We start from the raw sequence: 20,113 nt of genomic DNA, 5'->3' as shown, positions 1-20,113 counted from the left end.
ATCATGGCTGAAGAAACCATTTTTAGTAAAATTATCCGCCGGGAAATTCCTGCCGATATCGTTTATCAGGATGAACTGGTAACCGCCTTTCGTGATATTGCGCCACGCGCACCAACCCACATTCTGATTATTCCTAACGAACTGATCCCGACGGTCAATGAGACCACCGCAGAACATGAAGCCGCGCTGGGACGCATGATCACCGTCGCAGGAAAGATTGCCCGTCAGGAAGGTATTGCAGACGATGGATATCGCCTGATTATCAACTGCAATCGCCATGGCGGGCAGGAAGTCTACCATGTACATATGCACCTGCTGGGCGGCCGTGCGCTGGGGCCTTTGTTGGCTCACTAATGGAGTTTACGATGCGTAATCCCATGATGCGATGTTTGTCACTCTTGTTGATGACCGGCGTATTGATCGCGTGTAGCTCGCCAAAGGTACTAACGATCAATGAACGACAAACATTGGTACTGGATGCGCCTCTGCTGTCGGCCGGGATTACGGCAGGCGCTCCTTCTCTTGATGCGGGAAACGGTAAACGGCGCGCGTCTTCCGTCGTCAGTAACCACACGGAGCAACCTGTCACCGTGCATTACCGTTTCTATTGGTATGATGATAATGGGCTGGATATATTGCCGTATGACGATGCGCAAACCCTTGTGCTCCCACCTCGGGCGGAAATAAAAATTTCTTCAACGCGCGGCAATCCTGATGTGCGTCAGGTTCGCCTTCATCTATTTTTGTAATGGTGTGTTGAGAGAGGAAACATGAAAAAGTATCTAGGAGTGGCGTTGGCCGTGCTGGTATTGACGGGGTGTCCAAGTCGTCCACCTGAGCCTGTTGAACCACCCGTGACGATCGAACCGGTAGAACCGCCGGTTCCAGTGACGCCGCCACCGGGGGAACCGGTCCCGCTGCCGCCAAAAGTTCAAACGTTGAACTGGGAAGCCAGCATCAATCCGCTGATTGCGCAAATGCTGAAGGCAGACGGCGTGGCGCAGGGCAGTATCCTGTTGTTGGATAGCGTGAAGAATAACACCAATGGCGCGTTGCAAACGGCGAATGCCAATAACGCGCTATATAACGCGTTGTCATCCAGCAATACCTTTACGCTGGTGCCGCGTGAGCAGTTGGCCGCCGCGAAGCAGACATTAGGATTATCGGTGGATGATAGCCTGGGATCGCGTAGTAAGGCGATTGGGTTGGCTCGGTACGTCAGTGCGCAATATGTGTTGTACAGCGATATAAGTGGCGATGTGAAATCACCCGAAATCGATATGCAGCTGATGCTGGTGCAGACCGGCGAAATTGTCTGGTCAGGTAATGGATCCATTCAACATTAAACAGCAGCTTACTGAGCTTGTTCATCAGTTTTTTCCGGCGGTATCTACCGCCGGTTTTCATTTTGAACCTATCAGCGGGCTCAGCAGTGAAAGTTGGCGCATCAGTGGACCTGATATTGAGTGGCTGGCGCGTCCGCAATCGGCATTGGGGCGCCAGACGGGCACCGATCGTCAACGAGAGTTTCATCTGCTACGGCAGATGGCTGCGGCCGGGTTGGCTCCGCGCCCGCTTTTATGGCGGCGCGACTGGTTGATTATTGAGTGGGTGCCAGGGCGTATCGCGACGGCGGATGAATTTTCCGCTTTGCTGACCCGCGGCGCGCTGGCGGGCTGTTTGTCCCGCATTCATCAACAGCCATGCAGCGGTTATCCGTTGGATCTGCGCACGCTGTTTTCCCGGCACTGGCAGCAGATGGATCCGCGCCGACGTTCTCCGGCGCTGTTGCGGTGGCATCAGCATTTTCAACGGTTGCCATTGCCGGCGTGGTTCGCCTATGCGCCATTACATCTGGATGTTCATGCCGATAATGTGTTGTTAACCTCGAATGGTATGATGCTTATCGATTGGGAATATGCGTCGGATGGTGATATCGCTTTTGAAATGGCCTTCATTTTTCGGGCGAATCAGATGGATACGCCGGCACAGATCAATTTTTTAGAAACGTATCAGCGACATCGTCCCGGATTCTCTGTCGAACGGCTCTATCGGCATGTTGTGCTGTGGTTGCCCTGGGTCGATTATCTGGTGCTGATGTGGTTCGAAGTCCGTTGGCAGCAAACGCGGCAGGACAGATTTTTGCAGGCGCTTCCATCCTTGCGCAGGCAATTGGGGTTAAATTAAACATCGCTTTCAGACCAGTGAAAGAGGCGTTTTTCTGGCAGACGTAACAAACAGTAAAGAATGAGGTTTGTGTGGGTCCGGTAATGTTAGATGTTGCCAGCTATGAGCTGGACGCAGAAGATCGTGAAGTATTGGCGCATCCGCTAGTCGGCGGCGTGATTTTATTTACGCGCAATTTCCATGATGCGGAACAGCTGCGTGAGTTGGTTCGCCAGATCCGCGTCGCATCGCGTACGCGTCTGGTTGTGTCGGTCGATCAGGAAGGCGGGCGCGTTCAACGTTTCCGCGAGGGGTTTACCCGTTTGCCGGCCGCGCAGGCATTTGCCGCATTGAATACGGAAACAGAGGCGCAGAGGCTCGCGGAAGAAGCGGGTTGGCTGATGGCGGCAGAGATGATTTCAATGGATATTGATATCAGCTTTGCACCGGTGCTGGATATTGGTCACCAAAGCGCCGCGATTGGCGAACGCGCCTTCCATGCCGAACCGCAAAAAGCGCTGATGATGGCGCAAAGCTTTATTCGCGGAATGCATAGCGCAGGGATGAAAGTGACGGGCAAGCATTTTCCCGGTCACGGCGCCGTCAGTGCGGATTCCCATAAGGAAACGCCGCGCGATCCTCGCCCGCTGGAGACAATCCGCACCCATGACATGTTTATTTTCAGCCAGTTGATCCAGCAACAGCAACTGGACGCCATCATGCCTGCCCATGTAATTTATACTGAAGTCGATCCGCGCCCTGCCAGCGGTTCGTCATTCTGGTTAAAGCAGGTGTTGCGTCAGGAACTGAATTTTAATGGCATCATCTTTTCTGACGACCTGTCAATGGAAGGTGCCGCCGTGATGGGAAGCTATCCGGAACGTGCGCAGGCTTCACTGGATGCGGGGTGCGACATGATTCTGGTTTGCAATAACCGAAAAGGGGCGGCGAGCGTGTTGGATAATCTGTCCCCGGTCAAAGCAGAACAGCTGTCCAGTTTATATCATCAAGGGGTGTTTTCCCGCAGGCAGTTGCTGGATTTGCCGCGCTGGCGGCAGGCCAGCCAGACGCTGACGGCGCTTAGTGAGCGTTGGCAGGCGTATAAATCAGCAGGATAACATTGGCGGGATAAACGCGGGAATAGACGCTTCTGCACCGTAGCCATGGTGTATTGGTAAAACAGTGGTGAGGATAAGATGATTATCTATTTACATGGTTTTGACTCGACCAGCCCCGGCAACCATGAAAAAGTGTTACAGCTGCAATTTATTGATGACGATGTCCGGCTGATCAGCTACAGCACGCTGCATCCGCGTCATGATATGCAGCACTTGCTCAAGCAGGTCGATAAAACGATTCAGCATTCCAATGACGAACGGCCACTGATTTGTGGGGTGGGGCTTGGCGGTTTTTGGGCTGAGCGGGTCGGATTCCTGTGTGACATCCGGCAGGTTATATTCAATCCAAACCTGTTTCCGCAGGAAAACATGATCGGCAAAATCGATCGTCCTGAAGAATATCTGGATATCACTACCAAGTGCGTGGCGAATTTCCGCGAGAAAAACCGCGATCGTTGTCTGGTCGTGCTGTCTCGTCAGGATGAAATGCTCAATAGCCAGCGTAGTGCGCAGGCGCTGAGTAACTACTATGAAATCATCTGGGACGATGTTCAGACACACAAATTCAAGAGCATTTCTCCACACCTGCAACGGATGAAGTCCTTTAAAACGCTGGGCTGAATCACTGAAGCAGGGCGTTGTCTCTATACTTCAAGGGGGAGAACTGTTCAGGTTTTCTCTCCTTAGCGGGAGTGCAGGCGGACGGCGGCCAATTTATCTACTTTCCTTACGGCGATCTTTTCCTCATCGGATGACGAGGACGGCGTTCGCGTATTCCTTTCATTATCCGCTAATCAGCTGAAAGCAAGATAAAATCCCGCCAGGTGTCAGCCGCGGCCTGAAAATAAATTGATATATATCAATTTTGGTATGACCAAATGACCTGTCGTGATATTCTTGCAGCAGATATCGAGTTTAACTTACGCGAACCCTATGTAATATAAGGATATTATTATTTTACCCTTTATTAACCATTGGTTCACAATTTAGGGGGTCATTTTGACATCACCAACCAAAAAAATCGTTATTGTCGGCGGGGAGCCGGCGGACTTGAACTGGCAACCAGCCTGGGCCATAAGTTAGGCCGCAAGAAAAAAGCGGAAGTAACGCTGGTTGATCGTAACCACAGCCATCTGTGGAAACCGTTGTTGCACGAAGTGGCAACCGGATCGCTGGATGACGACATGGATGCGCTGAGCTATCTGGCTCATGCCCGCAACCACTTCTTCCAGTTTCAACTCGGTATGTTGACGGATATCGATCGCGAGCAGAAGAACATCCAACTGGCGGAAATTCGTGATGAGCAGGGTGAACTGCTGGTGGCCGCTCGCAAAATACCTTACGACATCCTGGTGATTGCGTTAGGCAGTACCTCGAACGATTTCGGCACGCCGGGTGTAAAAGATCACTGTATCTTCCTGGATAACCCTAAACAGGCCCGTCGTTTTCACAATGAAATGCTGAATCTGTTCCTGAAATTCACCGCCAACACGGATGGAAAAGAACGGGTAAATATCGCGATAGTCGGTGGTGGGGCAACCGGCGTTGAACTGTCCGCCGAACTGCATAATGCGGTGAAACAGCTGCACAGTTACGGTTTCGATGGTCTGGATAAGGAAACGCTGAATGTTACGCTGGTTGAAGCCGGTGAGCGTATTTTGCCTGCGTTGCCACCGCGTATTTCAGCGGCCGCGCATCAGGAACTGACGAATATCGGTGTCCGTGTTCTTACCAAAACGATGGTGACCAGCGCTGAATCAGGCGGTTTGAATACCAAAGACGGCGAATTTATTGATGCCGATCTGATGGTATGGGCCGCCGGGATTAAAGCGCCGGACGCGATGAAGGAGATTGCCGGTCTGGAAACCAACCGTATCAACCAGCTTGTGGTTGAACCGACGTTGCAGACGACCCGCGATCCTGACATTTTCGCCATCGGCGACTGTGCGTCCTGCCCGCAGGAAGGCGGTGGTTTTGTTCCTCCACGGGCGCAGGCGGCACACCAGATGGCCTCCCGCTGCCATGGCAACATACTGGCGCTGCTGAGCGGTCAGACGCTGAAGCCTTATGTGTATAAAGACCATGGTTCGCTGGTGTCACTGTCCAAGTTCAGTACGGTGGGTAGCCTGATGGGTAACCTGATGCGTGGTTCGGTCATGGTGGAAGGGCGCATTGCACGTTTTGTCTACATTTCCCTATACCGTATGCACCAGATTGCCCTGCACGGCTATGTGAAGACCGGCTTGATGATGCTGGTCGGCGGCATCAACCGCGTTATTCGCCCTCGTCTTAAACTGCACTAATGTTGACACGCCGCCTGCGAACCGCAGGCGGTTGCGATCTGACATCTCATCCCGCCTGTTCCAGAATAAAATATCGTCCTATGGCCTATTCTCGTTAAGACAATTCTCAAATGATAGTTTTATGTTACGAAAGTGACATTTTTGGTTAATTAGTCTTATTGCGGGTGCCATAAACATTGTGCAGACTCCTCACTGTTTACAGGCGGCGTAGCGCGCACGTCGCGAATCCTGAGTGAAAGGCATTCAGGAGAAACCATCGGATCCATCGCGTATAACGCGAAGCGTAATGAAGATAAAGCATCTTTAACACGGGGGGCGAGGGTGGAGAAATGCGCGGAAATATATTCGGGAGGTATCCTGTGAACAAGTCAATGTTAGCGGGGGTAGGTATCGGCGTAGCTGCTGCATTGGGTGTGGCGGCAGTGGCGAGTATGGATGTGTTTTCATCTAAACCTCAGTATGCGCAGGTACTTACGGCAACACCAATAAAAGAAACGGTTAAAACCCCTCGTCAGGAGTGTCGTAATGTCGCGGTCATAAATCGTCGTCCGGTTCAGGATGAACATAAAATCGCCGGTTCGGTGTTAGGCGCGGTGGCGGGCGGTGTACTGGGTCATCAGTTTGGCGGCGGTCGTGGTAAAGATGTGGCGACAGTCGCCGGGGCTTTGGCGGGCGGCTATGCCGGTAACAAAGTTCAAGGCAGTATGCAGGAAAATGATACGTATACGACAACCCAGCAGCGTTGCCAGACGGTCTACGATAAATCGCAGAAAATCCTGGGTTATGACGTTACCTATAAAATTGGCGACCAGCAGGGTAAAATCCGCATGGATCGCGATCCCGGAACACAGATTCCGGTAGACAGAAACGGTCAGTTGATTCTGAACCAGCAGAGTTAATCTTTCAGAGTCTCCTCTTTGTGCTGACACCCGGTAATAAAACCGCGGGAAACTTATTCTGGTTTCCCGCAGTTTTTTAGCATACAGAGAAAAGGTTACGGCGTGCGGCGCGGAGCAACGCCGTGTTCACCTATTCTCTGAACATGATGGCGGCCCAACGTGCCAGCCCGGCGGTGACGGAGCCAAAATCATTACCGCTGGCGATGGGGATCGCCGGAAGCAGTTGCGCAATCGCCTGCCTCAGAATTGGGGAGCGCGCACTTCCCCCCGTCAGATAGATAACATCCGGCTGCGTTTGACTGGCTTTCAGCGCCAGTGTGATCTGTTGCTGAATACGCATCAATGGCTGGGTAATGGCGCTATTCAGTTCGTCGGCCGTTATGGCGGCCGCAAGACCGGGATCAATAAAATGCAGGTCGGCCATCGTTTGCGGCCTGTCGGAGAGCGTGATTTTGCTCTCTTCGGCCCGTTGAACCAGCCGGTAGCTCAACCGCTGCCGCCAGACGGTCAACAGGTGTTTGACCTGTTCAGGCTGGCGGGCATCTCGAATCATTTCATTGATTAAGGTGCGACAGGCCGGGCTATAGAATTCCTTCTGAGCCGGAATATCGTTAATCGCAATGGCGTTCCACCATGCCATGATTGGCAGAGCGATCCCTTTTTCGGTTTCACCGTTCATCCCCAACAACGGCATCAATTGTTTAAACGCCAGCATGATATCAAGGTCGTTACCGCCAACGCGACAACCGCTGTGGCCCAACAGACTTTGATGGCGGTCATGTTTCTGGCGCCACTCGGGTCCCATCAGCAGCATGGAGCAATCTGTTGTACCCCCGCCGATATCCACGACCAGCACCCGTGTTTCTTTACTCAGCGTGGATTCAAAATCCAGTCCGGCGGCAACGGGTTCAAACTGAAAAATCACCTTTTCAAACCCGGCTCGGTGGGCGGCGCGATCAAGAATTCCCTGCGCCTGCACATTGGCTTCCTCACCTCCGATACTCTGAAAATTGATTGGGCGACCGATCACGGCCTGCCTGATGGGTTGACCGACGTGATGCTCTGCCTGACGGCGAATGTGCAGCATCATGGCGCACACCAGATCTTCAAACAGAGCAATTTGCTGGGGTTTCAGGCCCACGGCGCCAAGGAAGGATTTGGGGGATTTGACAAACCAGGTGTCTTGCGGATCCTCCATATACTGCCGCAACGCGGCCTGCCCGAACTTCACGCTGTCTGGTTGAACGCGAATATCTTCCTCGCGGTTATAGCTGATCGCGCGCTTTAGCAGTTGCGCATTCTCCCCCTCCGCATTGACCTGATGGTGGCGCCATAGCCATTCGCTTACGGCTTCACGTACGGGAGCGCACAGTAGGGAAGAGAGATAAGGAGATTGGTTTTCCAGCGGCAGGAGCTGTGGTGTGCCCGCATTCATTACCGCAACGGAACAATTTGCTGTGCCGTAGTCAAAACCGATAAACATCCCGATTACCTCATGCCGTGAAAAAGGCTGGCGACTTTACTGTGTTATGGCGGGGCTTGTAAAGGGAGAGAGGTTGAATCCTGGCTGATAAAGGATTCAACCTCCCTTGAACGGCAAGCCGGCGAATCACCGCTTTGCGGTTTTAAGCCGCTAACGTATGTTGAGCCATGTTGGTCAACAGCGATCCGATAAACTCAATACGCTGTGGCCGGGCGCTCAGGTCTTTAATAAACTTCAGCCGCGTCGGGCCATCCAGCCGATAGGTGCCCGGCTCACGCTGTAACAGACCAATCAGATGGGACGGGTCCACGCGATTCTTCTCACTGAATTCAATGAAGCCGCCTTTTTCGTTGCCTTCAATGCGTTTAATACCCAGCGACTGTGCCTGTTGGCGTAGTGCAGCGACCTGCAACAAATGGCGTGTGGCATCGGGCAGCGTGCCGAAACGATCGATAAGCTCAACCTTGAGTTCGTCCAGTTCACCCGGGCTTTTCGCACTGGCAATGCGTTTGTAAAAGGACAGCCGCGTATTGACATCGGGAATGAAATCCTCAGGCAGCAGGGCCGGCAGGCGCAGTTCAACGTCAGTCTGGCTGCTGATCAAATCTTCCAATGACGGCTCCCGTCCGGCTTTCAGGGCATTAACGGCGCTTTCCAGCAACTCCATATACAGCGAGAATCCTACGCTGGTCATTTGCCCGCTCTGATCTTCACCCAACAGTTCACCTGCTCCGCGAATTTCCAGGTCATGTGTCGCGAGCGCAAAACCGGCCCCCAGATCCTCAAGTGAGGCAATCGCTTCCAGGCGTTTGTGCGCATCGGTGCTCATGGCTTTGGGATTTGGCGTCAACAGGTAGGCATAGGCCTGATGGTGCGAACGCCCGACGCGGCCACGCAGCTGATGCAGTTGAGCAAGTCCGAAGTGATCGGCCCGCTCGATAACGATGGTATTGGCGCTGGGAATATCAATCCCGGTCTCAATGATAGTGGTACAGACCAGTACGTTGAAACGCTGATGGTGGAAGTCATTCATTACCCGCTCCAGATCGCGTTCGCGCATCTGTCCATGACCAATGGTGATGCGGGCTTCCGGCACCAGTTCAGCCAGTCGCTGAGCGGCTTTTTCGATATTCTCCACGTCGTTGTAGAGATAGTAAACCTGACCGCCGCGCAACACCTCACGCAGAATGGCTTCGCGTACCACCAGATGATCGTATTCGCGTACAAAGGTCTTCACCGCCAGACGGCGTGCGGGCGGCGTGGCAATAATCGACAGATCGCGCATGCCGCTCATCGCCATATTCAGCGTACGTGGGATTGGGGTGGCGGTCAGCGTCAGGATATCCACGTTGGCCCGCATGGCTTTGATGCGTTCTTTGTGGCGCACGCCGAAACGGTGTTCTTCATCCACAATCAGCAGGCCAAGATCGCGCCAGTTGACATCATTTTGCAACAGCTTATGCGTGCCGATCAGAATATCGACTTTACCATTCTGCGTTTCTTCCAGAATCTGGGTTTGCTCGCGCGCGCTGCGGAAACGGGAGATCATTTCGATTTTCACCGGCCAGTTGGCAAAGCGGTCGCGGAAGTTATCGTAATGCTGTTGAGCCAGCAGCGTGGTGGGTACCAGAACGGCCACCTGCTTATGGTTTTCCACCGTCAGGAAAGCGGCGCGCATGGCTACTTCGGTTTTACCAAAGCCGACATCACCACACACCAGTCGATCCATGGCCAGCGGCTGGCACATATCACTCAGTACGGCATTGATGGCCTGAGCCTGATCGGGCGTGGTCTCAAAGGGGAAACTCTCACAAAAAAGCTGATACTGCGCTTTGTCATGTTTGAAGGCAAAACCGCTTTTGGCGGCGCGTTGCGCATAAATATCCAGCAGTTCTGCGGCAACATCCCGCACTTTTTCCGCGGCTCTCTGCCGCGCGCGCGACCAGGCATCGCCGCCGAGTTTATGCAATGGCGCGCTTTCGTCAGCGCCGCCGGCATAGCGGCTGATGAGATGTAGCGAGGATACCGGGACATACAGCTTATCTTCCCCGGCATAGGTCAAAATCAGGTATTCGGCTTTAATGCCGCCGGCTTCCAGCGTCGTCAATCCGGCATAGCGGCCCACGCCGTGTTCGAGATGCACGACAGGCTGACCCGGGCGAAGTTCCGCCAGATTGCGGATCAGGGTCTCGGTATTGATGGTTCGCCGATTATCCAGACGGCGGCGGCTGACGCGTTCGCCCAGCAGATCGCTTTCGCAGATCAGCGCGCGCTGACGCAGCGTGTCGATAAAGCCGTGTTCGCTGGCGCCGATGATCAAACTGGCGTCGCGATGTTGTGCCTGACCCAGCGTTGCAATCGGTGTGGGATTCAGTTTGATTCGCGCCAGCAGTTCCTGAAGGGTTTCTCGCCGGCCTTCACTTTCAACGGAAAAAATCACCTGTCCGTTATGTTGTTCAATGAAAAATTGTTCGATAAAACGGCGTAACGTATCCAACGGGGCTTTTTGCTGAGGCTGAATGGCAAGATCCGGCAACGGCAGGTAGCCAAGATTCACATGAGCCGCCTTTTCCGGCAGGGTATCGGTTCGCAGATGAACTCGCGGCCAGTTTTTTAACTCGGAAAACAGACTATCGACCCGCAGCCACAGCGACTCTGGCGGCAGCAGCGGACGCATCGGGTCAACCCGGCGGCTCTCGAAGCGCTGCCCGATATCCTGCCAGAAACGCTCTGCGCTCTGTTGGATATCACCGGTGTTAACGATCAGGGCATTTTCCGGGAAATAGCTGAACAACGCGGGTAACGGTTGACTGAAAAAAAGCGGCTGCCAGTACTCAATACCGGCGGGCCAGGCGCTTTTGCTGACCTGCTGGTAAATGTGCTCGGCATCACGACGGACCTCAAACTGTTCACGCCACTGGCTGCGAAAGCACTCAATCGCGTTTTTATCGGTAGGAAATTCGTGAGCGGGTAACAGTTTGATCTGTGGAACTTCATTCAACGTGCGCTGGGTATCCACATCAAACAGTCGCAGGCTGTCGATTTCATCGTCAAAAAAATCAATGCGGTAGGGTTCTTCGCTTCCCATGGGAAAGAGATCAAGCAGCGCGCCGCGGGTGGCAAATTCGCCGTGCTCCATGACCTGATCGACGCTGCGGTAGCCAGCCTGTTCCAGTTGGGTACGCAGTTTGTCGCGCGATAAATGCTGACCTTTTTTCAGCATCAATGCATAGCCATGCAGGAATTCATGCGGGCACACGCGTTGCATCAGCGTATTGACCGGCAGAATCAAGACGCCTCGCGCCATATGGGGGAGCTGATATAGCGTCGAAAGTCGGTTTGAAATGATTTCCTGATGGGGAGAAAAACTGTCGTAAGGTAACGTTTCCCAGTCGGGTAAGGTGGTGACGCTCTGCTCAGTAAATTGTTGTATTTCATCGCGTAAGCGCAGCGCATTTTGCATATCTGGCGTGATAAGAATGACCAGTCCATTGTGACGGTCAATAATCTCGGCACACTCTACGGCACAGGCCGCGCCGGTTAGCTGACCCAGCAGGCGTTGCTCACCCGCTTTGAGCGGCAACGAATAACGATATTTTTCAGGCATAATCTGATTATCAGGTCTCGACCCCGATATCCGCTAAGAAAAAGCCGGAGAGTGAGGGTGTTAGGGTTCCATAAAGCAGTACTACCCTTTATTATCCTTGATCACTTTGCTTTGGCAACCTTATCCAGACGGATTTCATGTATCAACCTGTCGCATTATTTATCGGCTTACGCTATATGCGTGGGCGAGCATCAGATCGCTTCGGGCGATTTGTCTCCTGGTTATCGGCAATTGGCATCACACTTGGCGTGATGGCGTTGGTAACCGTTCTTTCCGTAATGAATGGGTTTGAGCGCGAATTGGAGAACAACATTCTGGGGCTGATGCCGCAGGCGTTGATCACGACTCCTCAGGGTTCGCTCAATCCTCAGATGATACCGCCTTCAGCGTTGAGCTCGCTGTCGGGTGTCCAACGAATTGCGCCGTTAACCACCGGTGAAGTGGTGCTGCAAAGTGCCCGCAGCGTGTCCGTTGGCGTCATGCTGGGTATGGACCCCAATGAATCTGATCCGTTGTTCCGTTATCTGGTCAATGTGAAGCAGCAAGCCCTGCAACCGGGGGAATACCAGGTTATTTTGGGGGAGCAACTGGCTTTGCAACTGGCGGTCAAACGCGGCGATCAGCTGCGTCTGATGGTGCCGAGCGCCAGTCAGTTGACGCCGATGGGGCGCATCCCCAGCCAGCGAATTTTTACCGTTGCGGGGACGTTCGTCTCCAACAGTGAGGTTGATGGATATCAGTTGCTGGTCAATCAACAGGATGCTTCACGCCTGATGCGTTATCCGGCGGGAAATATCACCGGTTGGCGTTTGTGGCTGGACGAGCCGTTAACGGTGGATGTGCTGAGTACGCAGACGCTGCCTGCCGGGACGGTCTGGAAAGACTGGCGCGAACGCAAAGGCGAGCTTTTTCAGGCGGTGCGGATGGAAAAAAATATGATGGGGCTGTTGCTGAGCCTGATTATTGCCGTGGCCGCGTTCAATATTATTACCTCGCTGGGGCTGCTGGTGATGGAAAAACAGGGAGAGGTCGCCATTCTGCAAACGCAGGGGTTGACCCAACGTCAGATAATGACGGTGTTTATGGTGCAGGGGGGGAGCGCCGGGATTGTCGGGGCATTGCTGGGGGCGTTACTGGGCGTATTATTGGCCAGCCAGCTTAATACGCTGATGCCAATGCTGGGATTATTGATTGATGGGGCTGCGTTGCCTGTCGCGATAGATCCGCTACAGGTGGTGAGCATTGCCTTGAGCGCCATGCTGATCGCCCTGTTATCCACTCTGTACCCGTCCTGGCGCGCCGCCGCCGTTCATCCTGCTGAGGCTCTACGTTATGAATGATTTACTGTTATTGCAGTGCAATAACCTGTGCAAACGCTATCAGGAAGGCAAATTATCAACGGATGTTCTGCGCAATGTCTCTTTTGAGATGCATTGCGGGGAGATGATGGCCATTGTCGGGAGTTCCGGCTCCGGTAAAAGTACGTTATTGCATCTGTTGGGCGGACTGGACTCGCCGACGTCGGGCGAGGTGATTTTCAAAGGGCAGTCGCTGAGCCGGTTATCCGCGGGCGCAAAATCCGAACTGCGTAACCGCGAACTGGGTTTCATTTATCAATTCCACCATCTGTTGCCGGATTTTACTGCGTTGGAAAACGTGGCGATGCCGCTGCTGATTGGCCATGTCCCAACGGCGCAGGCGCAGGATAAAGCGCGGGAAATGCTGGCGGCGGTAGGGCTAGAAGCGCGCAGCCATCATCGTTCTTCCGAATTGTCGGGCGGAGAACGCCAGCGTGTTGCCATCGCAAGAGCGTTGGTTAACAGCCCGTCGCTGGTGCTGGCGGACGAACCCACCGGGAACCTTGACCAGCGTACCGCCGATACCATCTTTGAACTGCTGGGCGAATTGAACGTTCGGCAGGGCACGGCGTTTCTGGTGGTGACCCATGACCTGAAATTGGCGGGACGCCTGAGCCGTCAGCTAGAGATGCGGGATGGGCAGTTGCAACAGGCACTGACGCTGATGGGAGCCAGGCCATGACATTTCCTCCGCTTTCCCTGCGGATTGGTCTGCGTTTCAGTCGTGGTCGTCGGCGCGGCGGCATGGTTTCGCTGATTTCAGTGATTTCGACCGTCGGTATCGCATTGGGCGTCGCGGTTCTGATTGTTGGCCTGAGCGCAATGAACGGTTTTGAGCGCGAGTTGAATAACCGCATTCTGGCGGTGGTTCCCCATGGTGAGATCGCCCCGGTCAATCAGCCTTTTGATGGCTGGCAGGCGCTGCTGCCCAAGATAGAAAGCGTGCCGGGCGTTGCGGCGGCGGCGCCTTATATCGATTTTACCGGACTGCTGGAAAACGGCGCCAACCTGCGGGCGATTCAGGTTAAAGGGGTTGATCCCCAACAGGAGAGTCGCCTGAGTTCGCTGTCGTCGTTTGTGATGAACGGCGCCTGGCAGCGTTTTCATGCCGGGGAACAGCAGGTCATCATTGGTCAAGGCGTGGCAACGGCATTGAATGTGAAGGAAGGCGATTGGGTCACCGTGATGATCCCTAATAGCGATCCGGGTATGAAGCTGATGCAGCCTAAACGCATCCGTCTGTATGTCAGCGGTATTTTGCAATTGAGCGGTCAGCTCGATCACAGTCTGGCGCTGGTGCCCCTTGCCGATGCGCAACAATATCTGGATATGGGCGACAGCGTGACGGGGATTGCCATCAAAGCCAAAGATGCTTTTTCAGCCAACAAGCTGGTGCGTGACGCCGGCGAGGTCACCAATGCCTATGTCACTATTCGCAGCTGGATTGGCACCTATGGGTATATGTACCGTGATATCCAAATGATCCGGACCATTATGTATCTGGCGATGGTGCTGGTGATTGGCGTGGCCTGCTTTAACATTGTCTCGACGTTAGTCATGGCGGTGAAAGATAAAAGTGGCGATATCGCGGTGTTACGTACGCTGGGCGCACCGGATGGTCTTATCCGCGCTATATTTGTCTGGTACGGCCTGCTGGCCGGTTTAGTAGGTAGCGTGAGTGGTGTGGTGGTGGGCGTGATCGCGACATTGCAGCTCACCAACATTATCAGCGGCATTGAGTCGCTGATCGGCCACCGTTTCTTATCTGGCGATATCTATTTCATTGATTTTCTGCCGTCGGAATTGCATGCGGCGGATGTGGTCAGCGTGCTGGTAACGGCGCTTTTGCTGAGTCTGATTGCCAGCTGGTATCCGGCTCGTCGCGCCAGCCGTATCGATCCGGCCAGGGTATTGAGCGGGCAGTGACTTATCATCATATGCCGAATTGCGGGTAGGTATTTATCATCCATTTAAGGGGCAGTCATGTATTACGGTTTTGACATGGGTGGCACAAAGATCGAACTGGGTGTATTTGATGCCGAACTCAACAAGGTATGGCAAAAGCGCGTGCCTACGCCGCGCGACAATTATGACGATCTGCTGAACACGCTTGTCGCGCTGGTCAGAGAAGCCGATGCGCAGGTGGGGATGGCCGGTCATGTCGGCATTGGTGTGCCGGGCATGCAAACGGGCAGTAACGGCAAGCTGTTTACGGCCAATTTGCCGGCAACCATGGGGCGTCCGCTGGGTGCCGATCTGAGTGATGTGTTGCAGCGTGAAATTCGCGTTAATAACGATGCCAACTGTTTTGTGCTATCGGAAGCCTGGGATGCGGAGTTTCGTTCCTACCCGGTAGTGCTGGGAATGATCCTGGGTACGGGGGTTGGCGGAGGATTGGTGGTCAATGGCCGTCCGGTCGATGGGCGCAACGGCATCACCGGAGAGTTCGGGCATTTTCGACTGCCTGTGGATGCGCTGGATATTATTGGCGCCGATATTCCGCGGGTGAAGTGTGGCTGTGGCCAATCCGGTTGTATTGAAAACTATATTTCCGGTCGTGGCTTTGAGTGGCTCTATTCACATTTCTACCAGGAGGCGCTCCCGGCCGTTACTATCATCCGGCACTATCGCGCCGGAGAGGAAAACGCGCTGGCGTTTGTCGATCGTTTCATGGATTTGCTGGCGGTCTGCCTGGGTAACTTGCTGACCATCTTCGATCCCCATCTGTTGATTCTTGGCGGCGGGTTATCGAATTTCGACGAAATTTATCAGATATTACCCACCCGTCTACCGTCCCGGCTGTTACCGATTGCCAAACTACCACGGATAGAAAAAGCGCGTTATGGCGATGCCGGCGGCGTTCGCGGCGCGGCTTTGCTACACTTAATGGATAACTAGCAGGAGCATATATGCATACGCATCAACGATTGGGACGTTTTCATAAAGGGAAACGTATGCGTCAGCAGCGCCTGCGTGCACGTATTTTCCATCGAGATTATCTGGCGGCGAGCGAAGTGAAAAAACCACGCGTTGTTGTGTTGACCGGGGCAGGTATTTCTGCGGAATCTGGGATCCGTACCTTTCGTGCGGCTGATGGGCTGTGGGAGGAACATCGCGTTGAAGACGTCGCCACCCCCGAAGGGTTCCAGCGCGATCCCCAACTGGTTCAGGCATTTTACAATGCTCGCCGGCGTCAGCTACAGCAGCCGGAAATCGTGCCTAATGCGGCGCATCTGGCTCTGGCTAATCTGGAGACCATGCTGGGAGATAATTTCCTGCTGATCACCCAGAACATTGATAACCTGCATGAGCGTGCGGGCAGCCAGCGGGTGATCCACATGCATGGAGAACTGCTGAAAGTACGCTGTTGTCAGAGCGGCCAGGTATTTGACTGGACCGGCGATCTTTCTGCTGACGAACGTTGTCATTGCTGTCAGTTTCCCGCCCCTTTGCGTCCGCATGTCGTATGGTTTGGCGAAATGCCACTGCACATGGACAAAATTTATCAGGCGTTGTCGCAGGCGGACTATTTTATTGCCATTGGCACATCCGGACATGTTTATCCCGCGGCGGGCTTTGTGCATGAGGCCCATGCGCACGGCGCCTATACGCTCGAACTGAACCTCGAACCGAGTCAGGTGGAAAGCCAGTTTGACGAAAAAATCTATGGTCCGGCCAGCGTTATCGTGCCTGAGTTTGTCGGGGCCTGGCTGACGCGGCGTAAAAGCATCAAGTTTTAGCGGGATTAGCGGCTATCCGGTTTTTCTTCCCGCCGTAAACCGTCGTGCTGACATTCGTTGACCTGATCGAATGGCAACGTCGCCGAGTGGTTAAAAAAGCAGAACTCACTTTCGCGACAGTAAGAATGCTTTCCTGCCGGTGTCGCGGGCCTCGTTGGTGGATGAGAGGCCCACGCCATGAATCGTCGGAACATGGTCAGCATATCGTTACCCTCGCGGTATCTGGAGCATGAGCGTTATTCTCATTTTTAAGCGTAGCCGATCTCTAATCATTCGCCGCATATCAAACATCGATAACGCGTCGATCGTGCAGGCAAATGCGCTGGAATTGCCGTTTCCGGATAGATGTTTTTCGACCTGTTTCATACGTTTCGCCGTAACCGCCTCGGTATCCGGCACGTTTGTTTTTATTGCTGGTGGATGATGCAGCCATTAAATCCGGGATATACCCAGTTAACACGACAGCAGCGTATTCAGGATCGCTGGCGGCTGGCGATTCTGTTGTGTCTGACCCTTGTTATTCTGATCGTCAGCCTGTGCGCCGGGGACCGCTGGATTTGGCCGGTGTCCTGGCTGGATGATTCACAACAGATTTTTGTCTGGCAATTACGCTTGCCCAGAACGCTGGCTGTTCTGCTGGTTGGCGCAAGTCTGGCGATGTCGGGAGCGGTGATGCAGGCGATATTCGATAATCCGCTGGCAGAGCCCGGCCTGTTGGGCGTAGCCAATGGCGCAGGCGTAGCGCTGGTGCTCACGGTACTGCTGGGACAAGGGCAACTGCCAGTCTGGGTACTGAGCCTGAGTGCGATTGCCGGAGCACTGCTGATTACCTTTCTTCTGTTGCGCTTTGCCCGCCGGCATGTTTCCAATGCCCGTCTGTTATTAATCGGCGTGGCGCTGGGCATTATCTGTAGCGCAATCATGACCTGGGCGGTCTATTTCAGTACCAGTCTTGATTTGCGCCAGCTGATGTATTGGATGATGGGCGGCTTCAGCGGTATCGACTGGCGGCATGGCTGGCTGATTGCGGCGCTGTTGCCTTTCCTCGTGTGGCTGAGCCGACAGGGCGCGGTGCTCAACTGGCTGGCGTTGGGGGAGGTACAGGCGCGCCAGTTAGGCGTTTCAGTCTATCGCTGGCGTAATATTCTGGTGTTGATTATTGGTGTGTTGGTGGGGCTGAGTGTCGCTCTGGCCGGCGTTATCGGGTTTGTCGGTTTGATTATTCCGCATATGTTGCGCCTGTGCGGGTTGACCGATCAGCGTTATCTGTTAACCGGCTGTGCGTTGGCGGGCGGCGCCATTCTGATGCTGGCGGATACCGTTGCGCGTATTGCACTGGTGTCCGCCGAGTTGCCGATCGGGGTGGTTACCGCTACGCTGGGCGCGCCGTGGTTTATTTGGTTGCTGTTACGTAACAGGATTTAGTCCACTGTACCGAACAGCCTGACGGCTGACGGGCTTGATGAATCACAGGATAAAAGGATCAAGACGATGAGTAATGAAATCTACGCCATCCCGCTCAAAACGATCGGAGGGGAAGCGACAACGCTTGAAGTCTATCAGGGGAAGGTCGCTTTAATCGTCAATGTCGCCTCGCAATGTGGTTTGACGAAACAATATGAAGCGCTGGAAAAAATTTATGAAACCTACCGTGACCAAGGGTTCGTCGTGCTGGGGTTTCCGTCGAATGAATTTGCCGGACAAGAACCGGGCAGTGAAGAAGAGATTCAGGCGTTTTGCCGGGGAACGTTTGGCGTACAGTTCCCGATGTTCAGCAAGATTGAGGTCAACGGCGCCAACCGGCACCCGCTATATCAGGTATTAATCCGCGAGCAGCCTAAAGCGACCGGGTCTATGCTGAGCGGTTTTTATGCCCGGTTGGTTAATAAAGGTCGTAAGCCTGTCCATCCGGAAGATATTTTATGGAATTTCGAAAAATTCCTGATTAATCGTCAGGGACAGGTTATTCAGCGTTTTGCGCCCGATCTGACGCCTGATGATGCAACGATTATTGCAGCAATAGAAGAGGCGTTGGCAAAGTAATTGGGACCGAAAGATACGCCGCTATTAAGGTTGAGGCAGGCTGGTGTGATGCCCCGTCTGTCTCCGGTTGATGCCGAATGTGGCGCGGGTGAACTGCTGCATATTATCGGCCCGAATGGGGCCGGTAAAAGCACGCTGCTGGCACGGTTGGCCGGGTTGCTCGCGGGTGAAGGCGAGATCTATTTGTCCGGCGCGCCGCTTTCTCAATTGTCTGCTCAGCATCTGGCGCTGCAACGCGCCTATCTGGCGCAGCAGCAGCCCCCGATGGCTTTCATGCCGGTATTCCAGTATTTACGCTTATGCCAACCGCCGATGGCCGATGAACAAGGGCTTGAGGACGTCGTGCATTTTCTCGCCGATCGTCTGCTGCTGACGGATAAGTTGGCTCGCCCATTAACCCGACTCTCCGGTGGCGAGTGGCAGCGGGTTCGGCTGGCCGCCGCGTGCTTGCAGATTTGGCCGACGCTGAATCCGCATGCCCGCCTGCTGTTGCTGGATGAGCCGGCCAATAGTCTGGACGTTGCACAGCAGGCCGCACTGGATGAACTATTGCATCAGCTTTGTCGGTCGGGCATTACCGTTATTCTGTGCGCGCACGATTTGAATCATAGTCTTCACCATGCCGATCGCGTCTGGCTGATCGCTGCCGGACAGCTTATCGCACAGGGAAAGACGGATGACGTGATGGATCCGGCGTTGCTGTCACCGGTGTTTGGCGTGGGTTTTCAACGTCACCTTGTTGATGGCCGCCACTGGATTATCCCTCGCTGTGTTTGATTTGCCATATACGCACAATCGGAAAAATCGGCTCTACTTGCCTGTTATCGCCGTTCTGTCTAGATTAGACAGAAATATCATTCAGATAACATTTGCCGGGTGTGACAGACATCCGCTGATTTCTCAGGTAACGAGCATGATACGGTTAAGACATCTGTTGATACTGGCAAGTTTGATATTGGTCGGGTGCAGCAGTCATAAAGGCCCGCCGCCAAACGCGCGTCTGAGTGATTCCATCATGGTGATCGCACAGTTAAACGATCAACTCAATGAGTGGTACAGAACGCCTTATCGTTATGGTGGTCTGGATCGAAACGGGATTGATTGTTCGGGTTTTGTTTACCTGACCTTCCGCGATCGGTTCGGTCTGCAATTGCCGCGTACCACCGAAGCGCAGACTGAACTCGGCGAGCGGGTCGATCGCGACAGTCTGTTGCCGGGCGATCTGGTTTTTTTCAAAACCGGCAGCGGCAGCAACGGATTGCACGTGGGAATTTATGATAAAGACGATCAGTTTATTCACGCATCCACCAGCCAGGGCGTTATTCGTTCATCGCTGGATAACGTTTACTGGAAACGAGCGTACTGGCAGGCTCGCCGTATCTGATTTCCTCCTTTC

19 protein-coding genes and 1 pseudogene are annotated in these 20,113 nt (G+C 53.9%); 17 read left to right on the top strand and 3 right to left on the bottom strand.

The features are described 5' to 3' along the window. Nucleotides 1-3 precede the first annotated feature (3 nt). The 8 genes and pseudogenes from hinT (at nt 4) to B4923_RS04485 (ending at nt 6,486) form a co-directional block, all read left to right on the top strand. A complete protein-coding gene (hinT, locus tag B4923_RS04520) occupies nt 4-354 on the top strand; it encodes a purine nucleoside phosphoramidase (protein WP_109053182.1) in 351 nt (116 codons plus the stop codon). Nucleotides 355-365: 11 nt separating this feature from the next. Next, nucleotides 366-749 carry a YcfL family putative periplasmic lipoprotein gene (locus B4923_RS04515; protein ID WP_109053181.1) on the top strand — a complete coding sequence of 128 codons (384 nt, stop codon included), beginning with the start codon at nt 366-368 and terminating at the stop codon, nt 747-749. Nucleotides 750-770: 21 nt separating this feature from the next. After that, complete coding sequence (gene lpoB / locus B4923_RS04510) at nt 771-1,346, top strand: penicillin-binding protein activator LpoB (protein ID WP_109053180.1); 576 nt, start codon at nt 771-773, stop codon at nt 1,344-1,346. After that, the gene (thiK, locus tag B4923_RS04505) at nt 1,327-2,187 is read left to right on the top strand and encodes a thiamine kinase (protein WP_109053179.1); all 861 of its coding nucleotides are present in this window, start codon (nt 1,327-1,329) and stop codon (nt 2,185-2,187) included. Before lpoB ends, thiK begins: the two co-directional genes overlap by 20 nt. Before the next feature lie 71 nt (nt 2,188-2,258). Continuing rightward, entirely contained in the window at nt 2,259-3,284 is a 1,026-nt protein-coding gene (gene nagZ, locus B4923_RS04500) for a beta-N-acetylhexosaminidase (RefSeq protein ID WP_109053178.1), read from the top strand. A 78-nt stretch (nt 3,285-3,362) separates the two neighbouring features. Continuing rightward, nucleotides 3,363-3,905, top strand: a complete 543-nt coding sequence (gene ycfP / locus B4923_RS04495) for an alpha/beta hydrolase YcfP (RefSeq protein WP_109053177.1) — start codon at nt 3,363-3,365, stop codon at nt 3,903-3,905. A gap of 378 nt (nt 3,906-4,283) precedes the next feature. Next, nucleotides 4,284-5,587, top strand: a pseudogene (locus tag B4923_RS04490) (NAD(P)/FAD-dependent oxidoreductase). A gap of 359 nt (nt 5,588-5,946) precedes the next feature. After that, a complete protein-coding gene (locus tag B4923_RS04485) occupies nt 5,947-6,486 on the top strand; it encodes a glycine zipper 2TM domain-containing protein (protein WP_109053176.1) in 540 nt (179 codons plus the stop codon). A 130-nt stretch (nt 6,487-6,616) separates the two neighbouring features. On the opposite strand, the gene yegD is transcribed toward B4923_RS04485, so the two are convergent. Continuing rightward, complete coding sequence (gene yegD / locus B4923_RS04480; protein WP_109053175.1) at nt 6,617-7,969, bottom strand: molecular chaperone; 1,353 nt, start codon at nt 7,967-7,969, stop codon at nt 6,617-6,619. Between the two features lie 142 nt (nt 7,970-8,111). Beyond that, nucleotides 8,112-11,576, bottom strand: a complete 3,465-nt coding sequence (gene mfd / locus B4923_RS04475) for a transcription-repair coupling factor (protein ID WP_109053174.1) — start codon at nt 11,574-11,576, stop codon at nt 8,112-8,114. A 137-nt stretch (nt 11,577-11,713) separates the two neighbouring features. Here mfd and lolC point away from each other — a divergent pair, with 137 nt between their 5' ends. Genes lolC through cobB form a run of 5 tightly spaced genes read left to right on the top strand, consistent with a single transcriptional unit; the run spans nt 11,714 to nt 16,674 of the window. Continuing rightward, nucleotides 11,714-12,916, top strand: coding sequence for a lipoprotein-releasing ABC transporter permease subunit LolC (lolC, locus tag B4923_RS04470; protein WP_109053173.1), 1,203 nt, complete (start codon nt 11,714-11,716; stop codon nt 12,914-12,916). Then, entirely contained in the window at nt 12,909-13,616 is a 708-nt protein-coding gene (gene lolD, locus B4923_RS04465) for a lipoprotein-releasing ABC transporter ATP-binding protein LolD (protein WP_109053172.1), read from the top strand. The genes lolC and lolD overlap by 8 nt, the downstream gene beginning before the upstream one ends. Then, nucleotides 13,613-14,860: a lipoprotein-releasing ABC transporter permease subunit LolE gene (lolE, locus tag B4923_RS04460; RefSeq protein WP_109053171.1), complete on the top strand. Its 1,248-nt coding sequence runs from the start codon at nt 13,613-13,615 to the stop codon at nt 14,858-14,860. Before lolD ends, lolE begins: the two co-directional genes overlap by 4 nt. Nucleotides 14,861-14,917: 57 nt before the next feature. Continuing rightward, a complete protein-coding gene (gene nagK / locus B4923_RS04455; protein WP_109053170.1) occupies nt 14,918-15,832 on the top strand; it encodes an N-acetylglucosamine kinase in 915 nt (304 codons plus the stop codon). An 11-nt stretch (nt 15,833-15,843) separates the two neighbouring features. After that, a complete protein-coding gene (gene cobB, locus B4923_RS04450; protein WP_109053169.1) occupies nt 15,844-16,674 on the top strand; it encodes a Sir2 family NAD+-dependent deacetylase in 831 nt (276 codons plus the stop codon). Nucleotides 16,675-16,679: 5 nt separating this feature from the next. Here cobB and B4923_RS04445 read toward each other — a convergent pair whose 3' ends face one another. Then, nucleotides 16,680-16,877, bottom strand: a complete 198-nt coding sequence (locus tag B4923_RS04445) for a hypothetical protein (RefSeq protein WP_109053168.1) — start codon at nt 16,875-16,877, stop codon at nt 16,680-16,682. A 220-nt stretch (nt 16,878-17,097) separates the two neighbouring features. Between B4923_RS04445 and btuC the strand changes: the two genes are divergently transcribed. The 4 genes from btuC (at nt 17,098) to B4923_RS04420 (ending at nt 20,101) form a co-directional block, all read left to right on the top strand. Beyond that, nucleotides 17,098-18,099 carry a vitamin B12 ABC transporter permease BtuC gene (gene btuC / locus B4923_RS04435; protein WP_109053166.1) on the top strand — a complete coding sequence of 334 codons (1,002 nt, stop codon included), beginning with the start codon at nt 17,098-17,100 and terminating at the stop codon, nt 18,097-18,099. A gap of 66 nt (nt 18,100-18,165) precedes the next feature. Continuing rightward, nucleotides 18,166-18,717 (top strand): glutathione peroxidase, encoded by a 552-nt coding sequence (locus B4923_RS04430; RefSeq protein ID WP_109053165.1) that lies wholly within the window; start codon nt 18,166-18,168, stop codon nt 18,715-18,717. Beyond that, a complete protein-coding gene (btuD, locus tag B4923_RS04425) occupies nt 18,718-19,494 on the top strand; it encodes a vitamin B12 ABC transporter ATP-binding protein BtuD (RefSeq protein WP_109053164.1) in 777 nt (258 codons plus the stop codon). A 136-nt stretch (nt 19,495-19,630) separates the two neighbouring features. Then, a complete protein-coding gene (locus B4923_RS04420; RefSeq protein ID WP_109053163.1) occupies nt 19,631-20,101 on the top strand; it encodes a C40 family peptidase in 471 nt (156 codons plus the stop codon). Nucleotides 20,102-20,113 lie beyond the last annotated feature (12 nt).

Origin of the sequence: Brenneria roseae subsp. americana (genome assembly GCF_003115815.1) — a bacterium.
In the GTDB taxonomy this organism is placed as follows: Bacteria; Pseudomonadota; Gammaproteobacteria; order Enterobacterales; family Enterobacteriaceae; genus Brenneria; species Brenneria roseae.
This window is presented reverse-complemented; position numbering and strand designations above follow the sequence as displayed.

What these genes read in the sequence shown, in the direction of transcription:
- hinT (WP_109053182.1), top strand. Translation starts at nt 4, where the DNA reads ATGGCTGAAGAAACCATTTTTAGTAAAATTATCCGCCGGGAAATTCCT.
- B4923_RS04515 (WP_109053181.1), top strand. Translation starts at nt 366, where the DNA reads ATGCGTAATCCCATGATGCGATGTTTGTCACTCTTGTTGATGACCGGC.
- lpoB (WP_109053180.1), top strand. Translation starts at nt 771, where the DNA reads ATGAAAAAGTATCTAGGAGTGGCGTTGGCCGTGCTGGTATTGACGGGG.
- thiK (WP_109053179.1), top strand. Translation starts at nt 1,327, where the DNA reads ATGGATCCATTCAACATTAAACAGCAGCTTACTGAGCTTGTTCATCAG.
- ycfP (WP_109053177.1), top strand. Translation starts at nt 3,363, where the DNA reads ATGATTATCTATTTACATGGTTTTGACTCGACCAGCCCCGGCAACCAT.
- yegD (WP_109053175.1), bottom strand. Translation starts at nt 7,969, where the DNA reads ATGTTTATCGGTTTTGACTACGGCACAGCAAATTGTTCCGTTGCGGTA.
- mfd (WP_109053174.1), bottom strand. Translation starts at nt 11,576, where the DNA reads ATGCCTGAAAAATATCGTTATTCGTTGCCGCTCAAAGCGGGTGAGCAA.
- lolC (WP_109053173.1), top strand. Translation starts at nt 11,714, where the DNA reads ATGTATCAACCTGTCGCATTATTTATCGGCTTACGCTATATGCGTGGG.
- lolD (WP_109053172.1), top strand. Translation starts at nt 12,909, where the DNA reads ATGAATGATTTACTGTTATTGCAGTGCAATAACCTGTGCAAACGCTAT.
- lolE (WP_109053171.1), top strand. Translation starts at nt 13,613, where the DNA reads ATGACATTTCCTCCGCTTTCCCTGCGGATTGGTCTGCGTTTCAGTCGT.
- nagK (WP_109053170.1), top strand. Translation starts at nt 14,918, where the DNA reads ATGTATTACGGTTTTGACATGGGTGGCACAAAGATCGAACTGGGTGTA.
- cobB (WP_109053169.1), top strand. Translation starts at nt 15,844, where the DNA reads ATGCATACGCATCAACGATTGGGACGTTTTCATAAAGGGAAACGTATG.
- B4923_RS04445 (WP_109053168.1), bottom strand. Translation starts at nt 16,877, where the DNA reads ATGCTGACCATGTTCCGACGATTCATGGCGTGGGCCTCTCATCCACCA.
- btuC (WP_109053166.1), top strand. Translation starts at nt 17,098, where the DNA reads ATGCAGCCATTAAATCCGGGATATACCCAGTTAACACGACAGCAGCGT.
- B4923_RS04430 (WP_109053165.1), top strand. Translation starts at nt 18,166, where the DNA reads ATGAGTAATGAAATCTACGCCATCCCGCTCAAAACGATCGGAGGGGAA.
- B4923_RS04420 (WP_109053163.1), top strand. Translation starts at nt 19,631, where the DNA reads ATGATACGGTTAAGACATCTGTTGATACTGGCAAGTTTGATATTGGTC.